The following is a 19,546-nucleotide window of genomic DNA, read 5'->3' on the forward strand; positions in this document are numbered from 1 at the left end:
AGGTTATTGAGAATGCCAAAAGTTATATTTTTACCTCATGGAGAGCTATGTCCCGATGGACTTGTCGTTGAAGCCAAAGAGGGAGATACTGTTTTAGATCTTGCGCTTGCCAACCACATTCACATTGAGCATGCCTGTGAAAAATCATGCGCTTGTACGACTTGTCATGTTGTTGTGCGTGAAGGCTTTGATTCACTCGAAGAGAGTGATGAGCTGGAAGATGACATGCTTGACAAAGCATGGGGATTAGAGCCAGAGTCACGTCTTGGCTGCCAAGCATGCGTGAAAGATGAAGATCTAGTGATTGAAATTCCTAAATATACCGTTAATATCGTTTCAGAAAATCATTAATCTGATTTAGCTATTATCTATAAATGCCGTCCGTACTGTTTCAAGTAGTATGTGACGGCATTTTTAATTAATTCGTACCTACTATTCAATTTCAGTTGAAACTCCTCCCTATAAACTCTTGCCATCATTCAATACTTCGCGTTTAATTAATCAAACATGGCCTAAGTCATTTATCCGAGAAAAATTGAGATATCATCAAGTGCAGGAACAAAAAACTTCAATACGGAAATAGATGGTGCTTTCGAGCGATTAACTATGTTAGCTATTAATCGCATATTAACAAAAATAGGTTAATGATTAATGATTAATGATTAATGATTAATGGTTATTTGATTAATGACATTTCTACTTAGCGCCACTTTAATAATGAACATTATGCTGTTATTTAGTGGTTTTGGTATAAGCTACAAAGGAGAATAATATGGAATTAAAATGGGTAGACTCTTTAGATATCGCACTAGCCTTAATTGATAAATATCCTCAGCAAGACCCATTGCAAGTGCGCTTTACCGACTTACGTGATTGGGTATTGGCGCTTCAGGAGTTTGAAGATGATCCTAATCATTGTAGTGAACGCATTTTAGAAGCAATTCAGCAATGCTGGATTGAAGAAATTTAAGATTCTTGGTTACCACAACTGTTAAACGGCGCTAAACGCTACGTTTTTATAAGGAATAACAATGAGCAACAATTTTTTGGTGTCACTTAGCTTTGATGCTGCTTCTCCGCTATGGGGAAAAGGGGCGCTGTTAAGCTTTTCTGAAGCACAGGCGACCATTCATCTCGATAAACAAAAGTCACTTTTTACACAGGTACAAATGGCTGCGAGAAAGCTAGAAAGCATGTCGGTACAAGCGATTAAGCTGGTTGGTGAACATTGGGATTGCGAATTACGCTGGGCGTTCAGTCAAGGGTTATTTGATCCCAAGAAAGGCGCATTATTAAACTTCGGTGATGTAGATGAGTTACAACTACAGACATTAACATCACGAAAATTGATAGTCGAATGGGTACGAAATACCATTAATCTTGGGCCTGAGGCGCTTTCTCCTGAGATGTTATGTGAAAAAGCCGCCTCATTGATTAAACATATTTCCGCTGATGAAAAACAATTGAGTTATAAGATTATTAGTGGTGAGCAACTGCTAGAGCATGAATTTCATGGTATCTATCAAGTTGGGAGAGGCAGTGTTCGTCCAGGTGCAATGTTACAGCTTGATTTTAATCCAACCTATGATGATAACGCCCCTGTAGAATACGCGTTAATTGGTAAAGGCATCACCTTTGATTCGGGTGGGTATAGCCTAAAACCAAGTGGTGGCATGGCAACCATGAAAAGTGATATGGGAGGGGCCGCTACAATTGCCGGTGCCTTAGCCTTAGCAATTGTTAACGGGTTGCAAAAACGCGTTAAGTTATATTTGTGTTGCGCGGAAAATTTAGTAAGTGGTGACGCATTTAAGTTAGGCGATGTGATCACCTATAAAAATGGTGTCACTGCTGAGATTCTTAATACTGATGCAGAAGGGCGGTTGGTGCTCGCTGATGGCTTATTGGCTGCACAGGACGACAATCCTGCTAAAATTATTGATGCTGCTACATTAACAGGAGCGGCTAAAATGGCTGTTGGTCGTGATTATAACTGTGTGCTCAGTATGGATGATCAATTTGTTGAAGTGGCTACGCAGGCTGCGAAATTGCAAAATGAGATGCTTTGGCGTCTACCTTTTGAACCATTTCACCGACAACAAATTAGTTCACCCTTTGCTGATATTGCTAATATCCACAGTGGCGATGGCATGGCGGGGGCTTCAACAGCAACGGCTTTCTTAGCTAACTTTGTTAAAACACCAGAAAAAAATTGGCTGCATTTTGACCTTTCTGGAAGCTATCAGCCGGGACCAAATCAGTTGTGGTCTGCGGGTGCAAAAGGGCACGGTGTGATGACCTTAAGTGAGATAATTCTCGCTTAGTGAAATTTTTCACTGAGACTTTTAAAAACACGGTTTTTACCGTGTTTTTTATTTTTAGTCGCAGGGTATGGTTTATGCTCACAATGTCCTTATGGCAAAAGAATTAAAAAGGTTATTCGCCTTATTTGTTAAAATTTACGCTGCCTGTATTGTGAATTTTATTCAGAACATCTTGTTCTTAGCCACCTTGTGGTCAGCTGAAGTTGTTAAAATCGTTCCGTATAATTGTGTAAAGATAGAACAACTAACTTGCGCATCTCACGCCTTGATAGTTTAAATTTTTCCTATGCAATACTAGATCAATTTCTAAACCACATTGGTATTCATTTAGTGCGCTGACTTGAGACAGAATTTGCCAATTTTATGCAGAGAGATTGCTCTGTTATTTAGTCGCGTTGTAATCAATGAGCTATCGCATAAAAAGCAAAAAGTGTGACGATTTTTAAGCCTACAAATATCCACCTTGATCCTTGGCTTATTTTGCATCTTGCATGGTAACGGGTATAATGCACAACATTTTATTTTCCGCTCGTCCATATAACCCCAGAGAACCAATATGCAAAAAATGCAAAGTTATTTTATTCCAACCGCAAAAGGTTTAGCCCCACTACTTGAGGTGGAGCTAAAAGAGATGGGGATTGAAAACCCTAAGCAGATGAATGGTGGGGTTAGCTTCGATGGTTCACTTGAGCAGGGATATCAAGTCTGTTTATGGTCTCGTTTTGCCTCGCGTGTTTTACTCAAATTGAGCGAATTTAAAGTACTCAATTCACTTGATCTTTATTTAGGGTGTAGCAATATTCCATGGGAAGAACATTTTGATATACACAGTACGTTTTCGATCGATTTCTCAGGTAGTAACGATGAAATTCGTAATACGCAATTTGGCGCACTAAAGATTAAAGATGCGATAGTTGATAGATTCCGTAAAAAGTTTGATGAGCAACGACCTAATGTTGAAAAACGCGATGCAGATATTCGTTTCAACGGCCGTTTATGGAAAGATAAAGCGACGATTTATTTAGACCTTTCAGGCTCTCCACTACATATTCGTGGTTACCGTACTATCGCCGGTGAAGCACCGTTGCGTGAAACGTTAGCTGCCGGTATTGTTAAGCGCAGTGGCTGGAAAGGCGAAGCATTACTTGACCCAATGTGTGGCTCTGGCACTGTTATCATTGAGGCCGCTATGATGGCGTTAAATATTGCACCGGGCACACTACGACCCACCTTTGGTTTCGAAAAATGGAAAAAACATGACGAAGCGTGCTGGAAAACACTTAAAACATCGGCGCAAGTGTATGGTCGTCGTGCAGTAAAAGATTGTGAAACAAAGTTTTTCGCTTCAGATTTAAGCCAAGAGATGATTCGTATTGCCAAACAAAACGCACAACGTGCGGGTGTCGCTGAATTAATCGAGTTTTCTGTGCAGGATGCTAAAAAAGTACGTCCAGCTGAAGAGTTAGAAACAGGTATGATAATCTCTAACCCGCCGTACGGTGAACGATTAGGTGGTTTCAGCGATACGATCACGCTTTACACTGAATTAGGGGCACATTTTAAAGATGCCTTTGCGGGTTGGAATTTAGCGATGTTTGCTATGGATACTGAGCTATTAAGCTGTTTAGGTATGCGTGCGGCTAAAAGCTTTAAATTCTTTAATGGCCCGATAGAGTGTGTACTTAAAAACTACCGTATTTCTGCTAAACGTCCTGTTGAAGATGCGCCAGCGCCAACAAAACAGAATGCTGCAAAAGAAGCGACAGGCACGATTAACCCTTGGACAATGGGCCGTGGCGATGAAGCGGATGAACAAAGTTTTGCAATGGGTGAAGAGACAGAATCTGAAATTGTCTTTAAAGAGGTTAAGCAGATAAAACCTGCTATCTATTCAGAGGCCTTTGCTAATCGTCTATCAAAAAATCTAAAAAAACTAGAGAAGTGGGCACAGCGTGAAAATGTTGAGTGCTACCGCTTATACGATGCTGATCTACCTGAATATAATGTGGCTATCGACCGTTACGGCGAATATATTATTATTCAAGAGTACCGCGCCCCGAAAGAGATTGAACTCGGTAAAACGCGTCGTCGCTTTTTAGATGTCGTTTCAACGGTACGATATATGCTGGACTTGTCCGATGATAAACTGGTCATCAAAGTACGAGAGCGTCAAAAAGGGCGTAAACAGTATGAGAAAATGGATGCTAAAAAGCAGTCTCTTATTATGCATGAAGGGCCGGCTAAGCTGATTGTTAATCTGCAAGACTACTTAGATACAGGGCTCTTTTTAGATCACCGCCCAGTACGTTTAAAAATTGGCAAAATGGCGCAGGGTAAAGACTTCTTAAATCTATTCTGTTATACCGCAACGGCATCTGTACATGCAGCCTTAGGCGGTGCTAAATCAACAACTAGTGTTGATATGTCAAACACCTATCTTGCTTGGGGTGAAAAGAACTTTGCAGAAAATGGCATTAAAGGTCAGCATCAATTTATTCAGCAAGATTGTATTAAATGGTTACAACATGCTCATGAAACCTTTGATCTTATCTTTATCGACCCACCAACGTTTTCAAACTCAAAGCGCATGAGTGATGTGTTTGATGTACAAGATGATCATGTCGATTTATTAACTTCTGCAAGCGCGCGTTTAAATGCTGGTGGCGAAATTATCTTCTCAAACAATAAACGTAACTTTAAGTTAGACCTAGATGCGATTAAAGCACTCGGTTTTTATGTTAAAGATATCTCTAAAGCCTCTATTCCTGAGGACTTTAAACGTAATCAAAAAATCCACCAATGTTGGATTCTAAGCAAACATGACTAAACGCGTAACACTCTATTTTACCGATGGCTGTCATCTCTGTGATGACGCCTTGGCATTAATAGAACGGCTCAACTTGTGCTATCAAAAAGTCGATATTATTGACTCTGATAGGCTCGTTGCGCTTTATGCAACCCGAATTCCCGTTGTAGAAAATGAATCTGGTTTAACGCTTAATTGGCCATTTTCATTGCAACAATTACAACACTTTATAGAAGAGAATTAATGGCACTATTAACCTTACATAATGCTGAACTTGCCTTTGGCGATAACCCATTATTAGATAAAAGTAACTTAGTGATTGAACCCAATGAACGTGTTTGTTTAGTGGGAAGAAATGGCGCGGGTAAATCAACACTATTGAAAGTATTAGATGGACGTATTCAGCTTGATGATGGTTCATTACTGATCAATACCGATGTAAAAGTAGCCCGCTTAGAGCAAGATCCCCCCAGTGCAAATACTATGAGCGCCTATGACTTTGTTGCGTCAGGTATGGATGATGTTGGCGACGTATTAAAAGAGTACCACCATCAACTCGTGATTATTGAATCAGATTGCAGTGAAAAACAGCTTAATAAATTAGCTAAACTGCAAGAAAAGTTAGATCAACTAGACGGTTGGCAGCTAGACAGCAAAATTAATCAAATCCTTGATCGCTTAGCCATATCGCCAGAAACCAACCTTGATGAACTTTCCGGTGGGTGGTTACGTAAAGTCGCATTAGCGAAAGCTTTAGTTAATGATCCTGATTTACTGCTTTTAGATGAGCCAACCAATCACTTGGATGTTGGCACTATTGAATGGCTTGAGCAATTTTTATTAAGTTTTAAAGGGGCAATTGTTTTTATTAGCCATGATAGAGAATTTATTCGCCGTTTATCGACACGTATTATTGATATCGATCGCGGTAATTTAAGCTCTTGGCCGGGTGGTTATGATGCTTACTTAGTGGCTAAAGAAGAAGCGCTACGTGTTGAAGATGAACAAAATGCGGAGTTTGATCGTAAATTAGCGATTGAAGAAAAATGGATACGTCAAGGCATCAAAGCACGTCGTACCCGTAATGAAGGGCGTGTACGTGCTTTAAAAGCATTACGAAATGAACGTGCTGACCGCCAAAATGTACAGGGCAAAGCAAAAATTAATATTGATGTCGCTAGTCGCTCTGGAAAAATTATTTTTGAAGCGGAAGATGTTTCTTACAGTTACGAAGATTTAAGCATCGTTAAAAACTTCTCAACTACGATCATGCGTGGTGATAAAATCGCATTTATCGGTCGCAATGGTTGCGGTAAAAGTACCGTACTAAAACTGTTTTTAGACCAGTTACAGCCTGATGCTGGCACACTTAAGTGTGGAACTAAGCTTGAAGTGGCTTATTTTGACCAATATCGCGATACCTTAGACCCTGAAAAATCAGTGATGGATAATCTTGCTGAGGGCAAACAGGAAGTAGAAGTAAATGGTCATAAACGCCATGTTTTAGGTTACCTGCAAGATTTTCTCTTCCATCCTGTACGTGCCAGAACGCCTGTAAAAGCATTATCTGGTGGTGAAAAAAATCGTCTTTTACTTGCCAAAATTTTCTTAAAACCGAACAATTTACTGATTCTTGATGAACCTACGAATGATCTGGATGTCGAAACGCTTGAACTGTTAGAAGAGTTGTTAGCGGATTATCAAGGCACGTTATTATTAGTGAGCCACGATCGTAGCTTTGTTGATAATACCGTTACGCATACTTGGTTCTTTGATGGTAATGGTAACATTGAACAGTTTGTCGGTGGTTTTAGTGATGCAGCAAGACACAAAGCGCAAAGTGAACAGACGCAGAATGTGGCTAAAAAAACTGAGAAAAAGAACACCGCTGTAAAACCACAAGCACAGGCAAAACCTAAAGCAACGAAGAAGCTTTCTTATAAGATGCAATTAGAGTTAGATGCGCTACCAAGAGAGCTTGAAGAGTTAGAGAGTCGTGTTGAAGAGTTGCAAGCAATGATTAATACACCTGAATTTTTCACAAAAGATAAACAAGATGCTGATATGTTTCTTGCTGATTTGGCGAGTACAGAAGAAAAGTTAGAGGTTGCCTTTGAGCGTTGGGAACATCTAGAAGAGTTAAAAAACGGAGAATAATGTTACATGAAATCTAAACTTACCTTGGTCTCTGCTTCATTAGCTATGCTGATGACCAGCAATAGCTGGGCACAAGATGCTTATTATAATATTGAAGAGATTAAAGTTTATGCGGATGGCGCAAACTATGGTCCGTACCCCGTTGCAATGTCTGAAGATGAGGCATTTATCGCGACTCATTCTATGAAGGCATCACTTTCTACTAATATCGATATTGGCTTACCTTATACCTTTAATCGAGAGTGCCAATATGATGATATTCTTTGTGAGTTTGTCTTTTATGGCAGTGAGTCTGCAGGACAGTTAAGCTATGAGAATGCATATCAAGCTTGGCGTAATGCACAAGCAAATGCATCAACTGGTTATAGCAGTTATATGTTTGCCAATACTCTTCTAGATGGAAGTGATACTGCACAAACACCATTTTTACCGAGTGATAGTGTCGATGTCAAAGTGACTGATGTAACGAACGAAATCAACGGTGACCGTTTTACTGTAGGATATGCTTCTGCGCCTTATAGTGGACAAAACCGTGAATTTGTTCGTCGCGCTTATATACAGTCTATATATGGTGAGGTAAGCGAATTACTACCTGAATTTACCGAAGCAGGTGGTTTTAGTAGTGCTTATAAAATTCAAGAAGTTACTTATAAAACTGGTGATCCACAAATACTTATAATTGGCGCTAGCAGTGTCTCATATGCGAAAAATGATTCTGACTACTTCCTTGATTGTTATTTTAGTGATGAAGATGATAATCGCTTCAATATTAATGATCTAGTACGTTGTCCTGGCTTTGATACACAGGCTTGGGCGTGGAATGTTACTGATTTGCAACTTGGAGGTGAGATATCTGGCAAGCCACTAGCTACATCTTGGTTATCTGATCGTAAAAATAGTTTAACGTTTAGTGCGCATGCCTTTGATATAAACAAAAATGGTGTTGCTGTTGGTGCTTCAACTTTTGAATATAGCAGCAATAGTGAAGGTGCTCGTCAACGAGCTATTATTATGAACCCGACTGATAACGGTGAATATGGATTTCCCGTTGAAATAGTGGCTGCAACCAATGATATCGAAGACCAAGATGATTTAATTTATAATACTTGGGCGCTTAATATATCTGATGCTGGGCTTGTGACAGGTAATAGAGAGTATGCAACAGCGAAAGGGCGAAATAAAGCCACAGAGTTTTTTGTACATGACAGCATTAATAACGTTGCTAAGTTTCCATTAAAGGATAAAAAAGTATCAACATCTCAGCAACGCCTTGAAAATAATGGTAGTTATTTTATTTCTAAAAGTGGCGCAAACAGCCAAGCTTATGCTGCCAATGAAGCAGGTTGGATTGTTGGCGAGGTAGATGATTATGATCAAGTGGATCCTGTATATGGAGGGAGTCCGCGAAGCCAAACAGCATTCTTATTTGATAGTAACAAAAATCAAGCTTGGTTAATGAATGATCTAATTTGTAAACAAATTGACGGTGTCGTTGAGTCTCCTTTATACAGAATAAGAAGTGCACGAGTCATTAGTGATAAGGGCGTTGTTTTAGCCGAAGGCTTTAAATATGACACTCCTGAAGATTACAAAAATAAAACTAATGCAATACCGGCTGCTTTTAAATTAACACCTAATACAGTGGGCATTGCACCTGATGATAGTCCAAATTGTTGGGAATCTTCTTTATTTAAGGAAGTCGATGAACCCTATGAAAGGCAAGGTGGGGCGACGTTTTGGTTATGGCTTCTTGCCATGCCAGTATTGTTTATTCGTCGTTATAAACGATAAATACTAAATGTTTCCTCAAAAGGTCCGCTAGTTTTACTTTCGGGCCTTTTTTTTCAAATTAATTTCACATGTCATTAAAGTGTCACACAAAGTGGGCATATTAGTCACATCGCCAAGGGGTGAACCAATTCTTATTAACAGATTGATAAGATAATTATTCAAATTACATTACTATCTACATGGAGTTTTAGATGAAACTTAAAACATTAGCTGCAGCTATGACACTTAGCGCATCATTATTCACTGTTGCAACTTCTGCTCAAGCAGGCTCACTACCAACTTACGAAAAAGTAAGTGGCATCTCAGGAAATCTTTCTTCTGTAGGTTCTGATACATTAGCGAACATGATGACATTTTGGGCTGAAGAGTTTAAAACAAACTACCCAAATATCAACATCCAAATTCAAGCTGCTGGCTCATCTACTGCGCCACCATCTTTAACTGAAGGTACTTCACAGTTTGGTCCAATGAGCCGTAAAATGAAGTCTAAAGAGATTGAAGCATTTGAAAAACGCTACGGTTACAAACCAACTGCAGTACGCGTTGCAATCGATGCACTTGCTGTTTTTGTTAACAAAGATAACCCAATTGAAGGTCTAAGCATTAAGCAAGTTGATGCGATTTTCTCGGCAACACAAAAATGTGGTAACGATAAAAATGCAACACGATGGGCTGATGTTGGCTTAACAGGTAGCTGGTCAGGTAAAGATATCCAACTATTTGGTCGTAACTCAGTATCGGGTACATACGGTTACTTTAAGAAAAAAGCATTATGTAAAGGTGACTTTAAAAACAGCGTAAATGAGCAGCCAGGTTCAGCGTCAGTTGTACAATCAGTTGCTTCTTCACTGAACTCTATTGGTTACTCTGGTATCGGTTATAAAGTAGCTGGTGTTAAAGCGGTTGCGCTTTCTAAGAAAGGTGGTCCATTCATCGAAGCATCAATGGATAACGCAATCTCTGGTAAATACCCATTATCACGTTTCCTATACGTTTACGTGAATAAGCACCCAAACAAGCCACTTTCTCCATTACAAGCTGAATTCTTAAGAATGGTTCTTTCTGAGCAAGGTCAAGCTATCGTAAAGAAAGATGGTTACATTCCACTTCCAAGCAAAGTGGCAATGAAAGAGCTAGCTAAACTAGGTCTTTAAGTTTAAAAATTAATCCTTACTATGAAAACAGCGCTTAGGCGCTGTTTTTTTTTACTAAAAAAATAGCTCCTTCGCTAAGCCTCTGTATACTAAAATATAAATTATTATTCATGGTTTAAGGTAGGTGCTTGTGTTTCAAGTTTATCACTCTAATCAGCTTTCTCTTTTAAAAGACCTTTTAGTTGCTTTAATGCAACAATCGCCTCTTGAAAACCCCTTTGATAATGAGACTGTTTTAGTACAAAGTCCAGGAATGGCACAGTGGCTTCAGTTAGAGATTGCCAGTTCAACCGGGGTTGCTGCTAATATCGATTTTCCATTGCCAGCGAGTTTTATTTGGCAGCAGTTTATCCACCTCCTGCAGGATGTACCTGAGAGTAGCCCATTTAATAAATTGTCCATGACGTGGCATATTATGCAGCTATTACCTGAATGCTTAGCTGATCCTGATTTTAATGCGTTACAACATTATCTTGAGCAGGACGATGAAGGACGTAAGCGCTTTCAATTAAGTGAAAAAATAGCCGATATTTTTGACCAATATTTAGTTTATCGTCCGGAGTGGATCGACCGTTGGGATGAAACAGATGAACTGGATATTAGTGCCTGGCATAGTGAACATCCAGATGCGATACCATTATGGATTGATGGGCAACGCTGGCAAGCAAAATTGTGGAAAAAGCTCAGCCAAGCAATCGAGAAGAATTTCAGTGCTCAGGGTAAGGCGTATCACCGAGCAGGGTTATATAAAGCTTTTTTGAAACAGCTTGAAAACAGCGCACAACTTCATCATTTGCCCAAACGTATTTTTGTTTTTGGTATTTCAGCGTTACCTGAGTCATATCTGCAAGCCTTATTAGGGCTTTCCAAGCATTGTGATGTGCACTTCTTACTGAGTAATCCCTGTCGTTATTATTGGGGAGATATTGTTGATCCTAAATTGTTAGCAAAGCGTTTTGCCCTAAGCCGTCAAAAGTTGATGGTGGCAGAGGGTAAAATTAGTGAGTTAGATGAAACAAGTTGGCAGAAGGATGAGGCACATCGCGAGTGGGCACTTAGCGAAGATGAACAGAGTGAAGTTGGCAACCCTTTACTCGCTTCGATGGGTAAAATGGGTCGTGACTTTCTTTATCAGTTGTATAGCCTTGAACAAAACGAGATTGATGCTTTTGTCGATATTGAGCGAGATAACCTGTTACATCATATTCAAGCGGATATATTAGATCTTAAAGACAGTAGTCAAGCACTCAGCCTGACAGCTAGTAAGCGTATTGTTATTAGCGATAGTGATACATCTCTGAGTGTTCATATCTGCCACAGTATTATGCGGGAAGTGGAAATATTGCATGATAACCTGCTCGCCATGTTCAGCGACGATAGTACCTTAACGCCTAAAGATATTATCGTCATGGTACCGAATATTGATCAATACGCCCCCTATGTGCAGGCGGTTTTTGCTAACCAAGCGCTACGTAATAGTGAGTCTAATCGTTATATTCCCTTTACTATTTCCGATGTGAGCGCGCAGCAAGAAAATCCAATATTAGTGAGTTTTTTACAGCTGTTAAAACTAAATCAAAGCCGTTATACCCGTGAAGATATTCTCGCTTTATTAGAAGTACCGGCCATTTTACATCGTTTTAAACTGCAACAATCCGATTTTGTTCTGTTACAAAAATGGATTAACGAAAGTGGTATCCGTTGGGGGCTTAATGAAAACAGTAGCACACAATGGGATCTGCCTAAGTTATCGCAAAATAGTTGGTTATTCGGTTTAAAAAGGATGCTTCTCGGTTATGCGATGGGCGATGAGCTATTTGAAGGCATCTCTCCCTATGATGATGTGCAAGGTTTACAAGGTGAGTTACTTGGGCGTTTCATTGACTTCATTGATATGTTGGTGCGTCTCGAGCAAAGCTTAAAAGAAAGTTATGATGCTGCGCAATGGCAGGCTTTTATCTATCAATTAATTGATGACTTTTATTTGGAAGATGATGACAACAGTGCCATTTTTACTCTCATTCGTGAGCAGTTAGATGATCTTGTGAGTGGCACACAAACAGCGCATTTTTCAGAGCCGATCTCCCTTTTTGTGTTGTTAGAGTATTTGCAAAACCACTTAACATCACAATCGAGTAGCCAACGCTTTTTAGCAGGGCAAGTTAACTTTTGTACGCTGATGCCAATGCGCTCTATTCCCTTTAAAGTAGTCTGTTTATTAGGCATGAACGATGGCATTTATCCTCGCAATATTGTGCCAATGGGATTTGATTTGATGGCCGGTCATCGAAAACGCGGTGACCGTTCGCGTCGTGAAGAGGATCGCTACCTGTTTTTAGAGGCGCTACTTTCTGCACAATCGCAGCTATATATCAGTTATATCGGCCGAGACATTAATGATAACAGTGAAAAAATGGCCTCGGTACTGGTGTCTGAGTTGCTTAATTATTGTCAACATAGTTTTGTTTTATCGGATAATATTGATGATGAAAGTAGCCAAGCAAGTGAGAAACTGATCGCTTCAATCAGTCACTATTATCCGATGCAAAGTTTTAGTGAGCGCTATTACCACGGTAATGTGAAAACCTTTAATCCGATCTGGTGGCATGCACTGCATGAGGAGCAAGTGGCACAGGAAGATAAACTACTGTTGTTGCCTTTGGCGGAGCCGTTAATTGAAGTACAACTTTTGCATCTTAAGCAATTTTTAAAACATCCTTGTAAAACCTTCTTTAATCGTCGTTTAGATATCTTTTTTGAATTAGATAATAACGAATTAGACAATGATGAACCCTTTGCATTAGATAATTTGCAACAGTATCACCTCAAGGGGCAGCAGTTTGAAGTCGCTTTAGAAGGGCGCTCGTTAGTTGATCTATTTAAAGAGATCAAAGCGACGGGGGAATTACCGCTTTCCGAGTTTGCCCCTCTTGCCTTTAATCGAGATCTACAAGCGATGGTTGATCTCGCTGATATCACCATCGGTTATTTTGTTGGCGAAATTGAAACCGTCAATGTTGACCTTCAATTTGGTGAAAAGCGTTTATTAGGCGAGCTAACTGATCATTGTGAGAATGGCTTAGTACGTATTAAAACCGGGGGAATTAGGGGTAAAGAGATATTAAGCTTGTGGCTCGAACATCTTTGCTATTGTATTACCCATGGTGAAAACCTCAACTCGACCTTGCTTGGTCAAGGTAGTGGTGTATTTTTTGAAGAGGTACCTGCAGATTACGCTTATTTACGTTTAACTGAGTTGATCGAACTATATGAATTAGGGCTACAACAACCTTTACCCTTTTTCATTCAAAGCGCCTTTGCTTGGTGTACATTTGTAAATTTACAACAGCCCAACTGTTATGTATTAGAGGATATTGATTTTGAAACACGCGCAGAAGCACAGCAAGCTGCCCTAGATATATTTGCTAATACACGTGGATTTAGCGAGGGAAGCGATCCTTATATCAGCCGTGTTTATGACAATTTAGAGGATCATTGGCTCGAATTTGAAAAGATAGCATTTAAAGTGTTTAAACCCATTTTGAGTAATATCAGCGCTATCGAATACAGTGAGGGTGACGCATAATGCAAAATACAATAACCATAACACCACAATCATTAGACGCTTTAACCTTCCCTCTTTACGGAATGCGACTGATTGAGGCTTCTGCGGGGACAGGTAAAACCTACACCATTGCTAGCTTATTTATTCGCTTACTGCTCGGACACGGTAAAGAAAATAGCCATCAAGCACCGCTGACCGTTGATAAAATATTAGTGGTTACCTTTACTGAAGCCGCAACCGCCGAGTTACGTAGCCGTATTCGAGAGCGGATCATCGAAGTGCGCTTAGCGTTTATGAAAGGTGAGAGTAACGATCCCTTTGTTAGTGCGCTGATACAGGAAAGCGCCGATTTAGCGATCGATATTCGTTTGCTGCGTTTTGCCGAATTACAGATGGATGAAGCATCTATTTATACCATTCATGGTTTCTGTCAGCGAATGTTGATGCAGAATGCCTTTGAGTCTGGGAGTTTATTTCAACAGAGTCTCTTAGAGGATGATAGCCAATTATTATTACAAGCGACTAATGACTTTTGGCGAAGTCACTTTTACGATCTTTCTGTGCCCTTAACCGAGCTTATCTATAGTTACTGGCAACATCCTGAGCAACTTAAAAATGAGTTACGCAGTTGGTTATCACGTCATGATGTACAGTTTCTTCCTAAGGTTGAAGATTTTGATTTCAAAGCTAAATATGCAAATAGTCTTAGCATTATTGAAAAGCTAAAGAATAATTGGCTTGAACATGAAGCGGATTATTTCGATATTATTAGCCATTCCGATGTTTCAAAACGAAGCTATACCAAGAAAAACCTACCTAAGTGGTTAAAGGAAATTTCAGATTGGGCCTTTGTGGAAAGTAGCGCATTAGATTTACCTAAAAACCTGCAAAAATTCTCACAGAAAACCTTAGATGAAAAAACGCCAAAGGGAGCAACACCAACACACGCAGTATTCACTGAAATAGAGGAGATACTTGCGTTAGATCTATCCATTAAAAATACCATTTTAGTGAAAGCGACCAATTGGGTACGTGAAAATTTACAGCGTAATAAACAAAGCCAAAGCTTATTAGGTTTTGATGATCTGCTTAATCGTCTTGATGATGCATTGCAAAATTCCCCCGATAACGCCTTAGCTGAGCAGGTAAAAGGCAGTTATCCGATTGCATTGATAGATGAATTCCAAGATACCGATCCCGTGCAATATCGTATCTTCCAAACTATTTATCAGCCATACCATAGTCATGCTGAAAAGAGCGATAATAAAAGTAAGCCAGAGAATCAAGAGACTGAGCTAACGCGTGATTCAGGGCTATTTATGATTGGCGATCCTAAACAGGCTATCTACAGCTTTCGTGGCGCCGATATTTTTACTTATATGAAAGCGCGTAAAAATGTTAGCGCACATTACAGCTTAGATTATAACTATCGTTCATCTCCAGAGATGATCAACGCGGTCAATAGCTTTTTTGAGTTTTGCCCCTCGCCCTTTATTTACGATGAAGATATTCCTTTTATTGCGGTTAAAGCGCCAGATATTAAACGCAAAAAATTGGTCACTAAAAATTTTAATGATCCCACGCAAACCGCGTTGCAATTTATACACCCTGTTGGGGGGGAAAATGCCGATGGGTTTAAACAATCAATCACGTTGGCCTGCGTTAATGAGATTAAAAACCTATTAATGTTATCGCAACAAGGTAAGGCATATATACAGGGCAAAGAGGGGCATAAAAAACCACTTCGCGCTAATGATATTGCGATCTTGGTACGAACTGGTAAAGAGGCTGCTTTAATTCGTAAAGCACTACTTGATGAAAATATTAACAGCGTGTATCTCTCTTTAAAGGAGAGTGTTTATGCAACGCCACTTGCCAAAGATTTACTTTATATTTTAAAGGCGTGCTTAAACCCTGAAGATGAACGCCTATTACGCAGTGCCATTGGCTGTAAATTGTTTGCATTGAGCCCAGTTACCATTCATCAGTTATTAGCGGATACAAAATTATGGGAGCAAAAGATAGCGCAGTTTTTTGATTATCAAGCGTTATGGAATAAAAGCGGTGTGTTGGTGATGTTACATAAATTGTTTAATGAGCAGGGTATCAATCAACAACTACTTCAAGATAATAAAGGCGAACGGTTATTAACGGATCTGTTACACCTTACAGAACTATTGCAGAAAAACAGTGTTGAGCACGATGGTGGGTTTGCCCTGTTGCGTTGGTTTGCTGACCAAGTAACACAGGTTAACAGCGATAATAGTGAACAAAAACAACGATTAGAGAGTGAAAAAGACCTGATTCAGGTGAGTACATTGCATAAGTCTAAGGGGCTTGAGTACGATATTGTGTTTATGCCCTTTACGGGGCTGTATCAAAAGCCTCGTGATTGCCTTTATCATGATCCTGATAAGCAACATACTCTTTTTTATGATCTGCAAAATAACAGAGAGCATGTGGCCTTAGCTGAAAAAGAGCAACTTGCGGAAGATCTACGTCTTTTATATGTGGGTTTAACACGCAGTGTTTATCGCTGTTACATTGGCATTAGTAGTTATAAAACAGGTCGCGTTAAAAATAGCCCACTTGCCAAAAGTGCACTAGGTTATATCTGTTTACAAACAGGCAAAGATTTACTTGCGGGTGACACGGCCGGCTTAAATGCACAATTAGAGAAGATGCAAAAGTTAAGCATTAATATATCGGTGCGGACACCGCCAGAAAGTAATGATGAAGCCTATTCGTTAATCACCACGGATACCACCTTGCAAGCACCTCGGGAATTTAATGGTAAAATCGAGCGTAACTGGTGGATCAGTAGTTATTCATCATTATCGCGATTTCATACTGGTAGTCATCAAACTGTGAAAGTCGCCAGTGAAGTCGAACATGATGAGATACAAATCGTGCCTGAGAAAAGTCCCTTTAGTTTTCCACGTGGCGCTAAACATGGCTCATTTTTACATCTGCTATTTGAGTTGATTGATTTTAATCATCGAGATAGTGAGCAGTTAAGTGCCATTATTGAAGCACAGTTAATAAAACATCTTTATGATGATGTTGAAATTTGGACACCCATCTTAACGCGATGGTTTGAGCAAATTTTAACGTTCCCGCTGAGTGATGATTTGTCATTAAGTACATTATTACCAGCAAGTAAAAAAGTTGAAATGCAATTTTTTATCGATATGAAACCACTGCATGCATATCAAGTAAATCAATTAATCAAACAACATGATCCACTCTCAAAACGTGCCGGTGAATTGCAATTTATTAGTGCACAGGGCTTTTTAAAAGGTTTTATCGACCTTACCTTTGAGTTTAAAGGGAAATATTATCTCCTCGATTATAAATCCAACTATTTGGGTGATACGCTCAGTGATTATAATCAAACTAATATTGAAAATATGATGATCGAGCATCGCTATGATTTCCAGTATCAATTATATACCTTAGCGTTACACCGCTTATTACGAAGCCGATTACCTGATTACGATTATGAGTTACATATCGGAGGCGTTTATTACACCTTTATTCGTGGCATGCAGGATGATAATCAGTGTGGTGTTTATTTTAATAAACCCAGTTTTGCACTGATTGATGGTCTGGATAAGTTATTTAATGGGGAGCAAGCGTTATGATTGAGCAAGTAGATATTCAAACACCGAATAAGCAACAAACGCTACTCACACAGCTAAAAGCGTGGAAAAATTTAGGTTTACTGCGCGCGATTGATTACCACTTTGGTGAGTTTATAGCACAATTAGGGGCAGATAATTTAACCGTATTAAGTGCTACTTTATGCAGTGAATGTTTAGGGCAAGGGCATATCTGTCTTCCCCTCGAAACTATTTGCCAACAGCTTAATGAGAAATGCCTTAGTAGCGAGATAGATTTCCAGCTGTTTTACGATCATTATGCGTTGTCCTGCTTATTACAAAATACACAAGAGATTCATGCACAACTTAGCGATTCGCACTGTGTATCAGTACAAGGTAGTGATGATAAAGCGCCCTTAAGCTTACAATATGGTGCCTTGTATCTTCGTCGCTATGCCCAATTTGAGCAACTCATTGCAGATAAATTATTACATCAACCACAGATAATGATCAACGGTGATGTAAAGACGGAGTTAGATAAACTTTTTGCGACGAACTATGGTTATATTTTTAATGCTTGGCAAAGTGATAAAAAACAAGACTTAGGCCTGTTATGTGAAAAATATTTAGATGTTATCACGCCAAATAACCTTGATTGGGCTGCGATTGAAAACTGTTTTAATCAGGCAAGTAAAGCCGAAGATCTCACCCAATTAGAGCAGTTAATCCCACAACATAGTCGCTGCGACTGGCAGAAAGTGAGTGCTGCTTTAGCATTGAGCAGTGCACGCTGTGTTATCTCTGGTGGCCCAGGTACGGGAAAAACGACCACGGTCACTAAGTTGTTAGCATTGCTACTGCAGGTACGTGAAGATCTTAATATCAAAATGGTTGCACCAACGGGCAAAGCCGCCGCACGTTTGACGGAGTCGATCACTAATGCACTCAATGATCTGCATGTCGCACAAAGCATTAAAGATAAAATTCCAACACAAGCGAGCACCATACATCGTTTATTAGGAGTAAAAACAAACAGTAACCACTTTCGTCATGACGAAAATAAACGTCTGCATTTAGATCTATTGCTTGTGGATGAAGCTTCGATGGTTGATTTACCCTTAATGGCTAAATTGCTGATGGCATTGCCTGAGCACGCACGTTTGATTTTATTGGGCGATAAAGACCAATTAGCATCCGTCGAAGCGGGCGCGGTGTTAGGTGATATATGTGCGTTTATTGATAGTGGCTATAGTGCACAAAAAGCACAACAGTTAGTTGAAATGACAGGTTTTGATAGTTTATCTAGACAAACTCACTCACCTTCAAGCATGGCAGATAAATTATGCCTGTTACGAAAAAGTTATCGTTTTGATCAATATTCAGGTATTGGCTACTTAGCCTCTGCGATTAATCAAGGAAAAGCGAATCGTAAACAGGTTCTTGCGTTATGTGAGCAGTATGAAGACCTTCATCATTATGCGAATAATGAAACTAGTCAGCCACTATTGGATAAAATGATTGTTGATGGTTACGCGACCTATTTGAAAAACTTACAACCTATCGGTGCTGATAACCGTGTTTTAGCGAAGCAGTTATTAAAGCAGTTTAATGAGTTTAAAATACTATGTGCGATTCGTGAGGGCGAGTGGGGCATCATGGGCTTAAATCAACGAGCTGAAACGGTGTTAAGCGATGCTGGCTTGATTAAAGTTGACAGTAGTAGCGATCAATTTGTGCATAGCTGGTATGTTGGGCGTCCTGTGATGATCACACAAAATAACTATCACTTAGGCCTATATAACGGTGATATTGGTTTGTGTTTATTAGATGACAGCGGACAGCTTCGTGTTTACTTTCAAATGGCTGATGGCGACGTGTATGATTTTCAACCGAGTCGTTTACCAAGTCATGAAACGGTGTATGCGATGACGGTACATAAAAGTCAAGGCTCTGAATTTAATCACACAGTATTAGCCTTACCACAAACAGCTGTGCCTGTGGTGACTCGAGAGCTCATTTACACCGGTATTACGCGCGCTAAAAAGCAGTTAACATTATTTAGTGATCTCTCACTCATGGCTCGTGCGATAAAAAATAAAACGCAGCGTCATAGTCGTTTGGTCGAACGTTTAAAAGTGGAATAAAAG

11 protein-coding genes are annotated in these 19,546 nt (G+C 39.6%); all 11 read left to right on the plus strand.

The window, feature by feature from the left end; genetic code table 11:
* Positions 1-12 precede the first annotated feature (12 nt).
* The 11 genes from fdx (at position 13) to recD (ending at position 19,543) form a co-directional block, all read left to right on the plus strand.
* A complete protein-coding gene (gene fdx, locus CW745_RS01660) occupies positions 13-351 on the plus strand; it encodes an ISC system 2Fe-2S type ferredoxin (RefSeq protein ID WP_101106645.1) in 339 nt (112 codons plus the stop codon).
* A gap of 421 nt (positions 352-772) precedes the next feature.
* Positions 773-970 (plus strand): Fe-S cluster assembly protein IscX, encoded by a 198-nt coding sequence (iscX, locus tag CW745_RS01665; RefSeq protein ID WP_101106647.1) that lies wholly within the window; start codon positions 773-775, stop codon positions 968-970.
* 61 nt (positions 971-1,031) lie between these two features.
* Positions 1,032-2,324 carry an aminopeptidase PepB gene (pepB, locus tag CW745_RS01670; protein WP_101106649.1) on the plus strand — a complete coding sequence of 431 codons (1,293 nt, stop codon included), beginning with the start codon at positions 1,032-1,034 and terminating at the stop codon, positions 2,322-2,324.
* 556 nt (positions 2,325-2,880) lie between these two features.
* On the plus strand, positions 2,881-5,151 hold the full coding sequence (gene rlmKL, locus CW745_RS01675) for a bifunctional 23S rRNA (guanine(2069)-N(7))-methyltransferase RlmK/23S rRNA (guanine(2445)-N(2))-methyltransferase RlmL (RefSeq protein ID WP_238596648.1): 2,271 nt from the start codon (positions 2,881-2,883) through the stop codon (positions 5,149-5,151).
* Positions 5,144-5,374: a glutaredoxin family protein gene (locus CW745_RS01680; protein ID WP_101106651.1), complete on the plus strand. Its 231-nt coding sequence runs from the start codon at positions 5,144-5,146 to the stop codon at positions 5,372-5,374. Before rlmKL ends, CW745_RS01680 begins: the two co-directional genes overlap by 8 nt.
* Positions 5,374-7,287, plus strand: a complete 1,914-nt coding sequence (locus tag CW745_RS01685) for an ABC transporter ATP-binding protein (RefSeq protein ID WP_101106653.1) — start codon at positions 5,374-5,376, stop codon at positions 7,285-7,287. The genes CW745_RS01680 and CW745_RS01685 overlap by 1 nt, the downstream gene beginning before the upstream one ends.
* A 6-nt stretch (positions 7,288-7,293) precedes the next feature.
* Positions 7,294-9,078: a DUF3466 family protein gene (locus CW745_RS01690; protein WP_101106655.1), complete on the plus strand. Its 1,785-nt coding sequence runs from the start codon at positions 7,294-7,296 to the stop codon at positions 9,076-9,078.
* 191 nt (positions 9,079-9,269) lie between these two features.
* Positions 9,270-10,232 carry a phosphate ABC transporter substrate-binding protein PstS family protein gene (locus tag CW745_RS01695; protein WP_101106657.1) on the plus strand — a complete coding sequence of 321 codons (963 nt, stop codon included), beginning with the start codon at positions 9,270-9,272 and terminating at the stop codon, positions 10,230-10,232.
* A 130-nt stretch (positions 10,233-10,362) separates the two neighbouring features.
* Positions 10,363-13,818, plus strand: coding sequence for an exodeoxyribonuclease V subunit gamma (recC, locus tag CW745_RS01700; protein ID WP_101106659.1), 3,456 nt, complete (start codon positions 10,363-10,365; stop codon positions 13,816-13,818).
* Positions 13,818-17,441 (plus strand): exodeoxyribonuclease V subunit beta, encoded by a 3,624-nt coding sequence (recB, locus tag CW745_RS01705; RefSeq protein ID WP_101106660.1) that lies wholly within the window; start codon positions 13,818-13,820, stop codon positions 17,439-17,441. Before recC ends, recB begins: the two co-directional genes overlap by 1 nt.
* Complete coding sequence (gene recD / locus CW745_RS01710) at positions 17,438-19,543, plus strand: exodeoxyribonuclease V subunit alpha (protein ID WP_101106662.1); 2,106 nt, start codon at positions 17,438-17,440, stop codon at positions 19,541-19,543. Before recB ends, recD begins: the two co-directional genes overlap by 4 nt.
* Positions 19,544-19,546: the final 3 nt, after the last annotated feature.

The organism is Psychromonas sp. psych-6C06, assembly GCF_002835465.1.
In the GTDB taxonomy this organism is placed as follows: Bacteria; Pseudomonadota; Gammaproteobacteria; order Enterobacterales; family Psychromonadaceae; genus Psychromonas.

Coding starts and splice junctions, on each gene's coding strand:
- fdx (WP_101106645.1), top strand. CDS start 13: ATGCCAAAAGTTATATTTTTACCTCATGGAGAGCTATGTCCCGATGGA.
- iscX (WP_101106647.1), top strand. CDS start 773: ATGGAATTAAAATGGGTAGACTCTTTAGATATCGCACTAGCCTTAATT.
- pepB (WP_101106649.1), top strand. CDS start 1,032: ATGAGCAACAATTTTTTGGTGTCACTTAGCTTTGATGCTGCTTCTCCG.
- rlmKL (WP_238596648.1), top strand. CDS start 2,881: ATGCAAAAAATGCAAAGTTATTTTATTCCAACCGCAAAAGGTTTAGCC.
- CW745_RS01680 (WP_101106651.1), top strand. CDS start 5,144: ATGACTAAACGCGTAACACTCTATTTTACCGATGGCTGTCATCTCTGT.
- CW745_RS01685 (WP_101106653.1), top strand. CDS start 5,374: ATGGCACTATTAACCTTACATAATGCTGAACTTGCCTTTGGCGATAAC.
- CW745_RS01690 (WP_101106655.1), top strand. CDS start 7,294: ATGAAATCTAAACTTACCTTGGTCTCTGCTTCATTAGCTATGCTGATG.
- CW745_RS01695 (WP_101106657.1), top strand. CDS start 9,270: ATGAAACTTAAAACATTAGCTGCAGCTATGACACTTAGCGCATCATTA.
- recB (WP_101106660.1), top strand. CDS start 13,818: ATGCAAAATACAATAACCATAACACCACAATCATTAGACGCTTTAACC.
- recD (WP_101106662.1), top strand. CDS start 17,438: ATGATTGAGCAAGTAGATATTCAAACACCGAATAAGCAACAAACGCTA.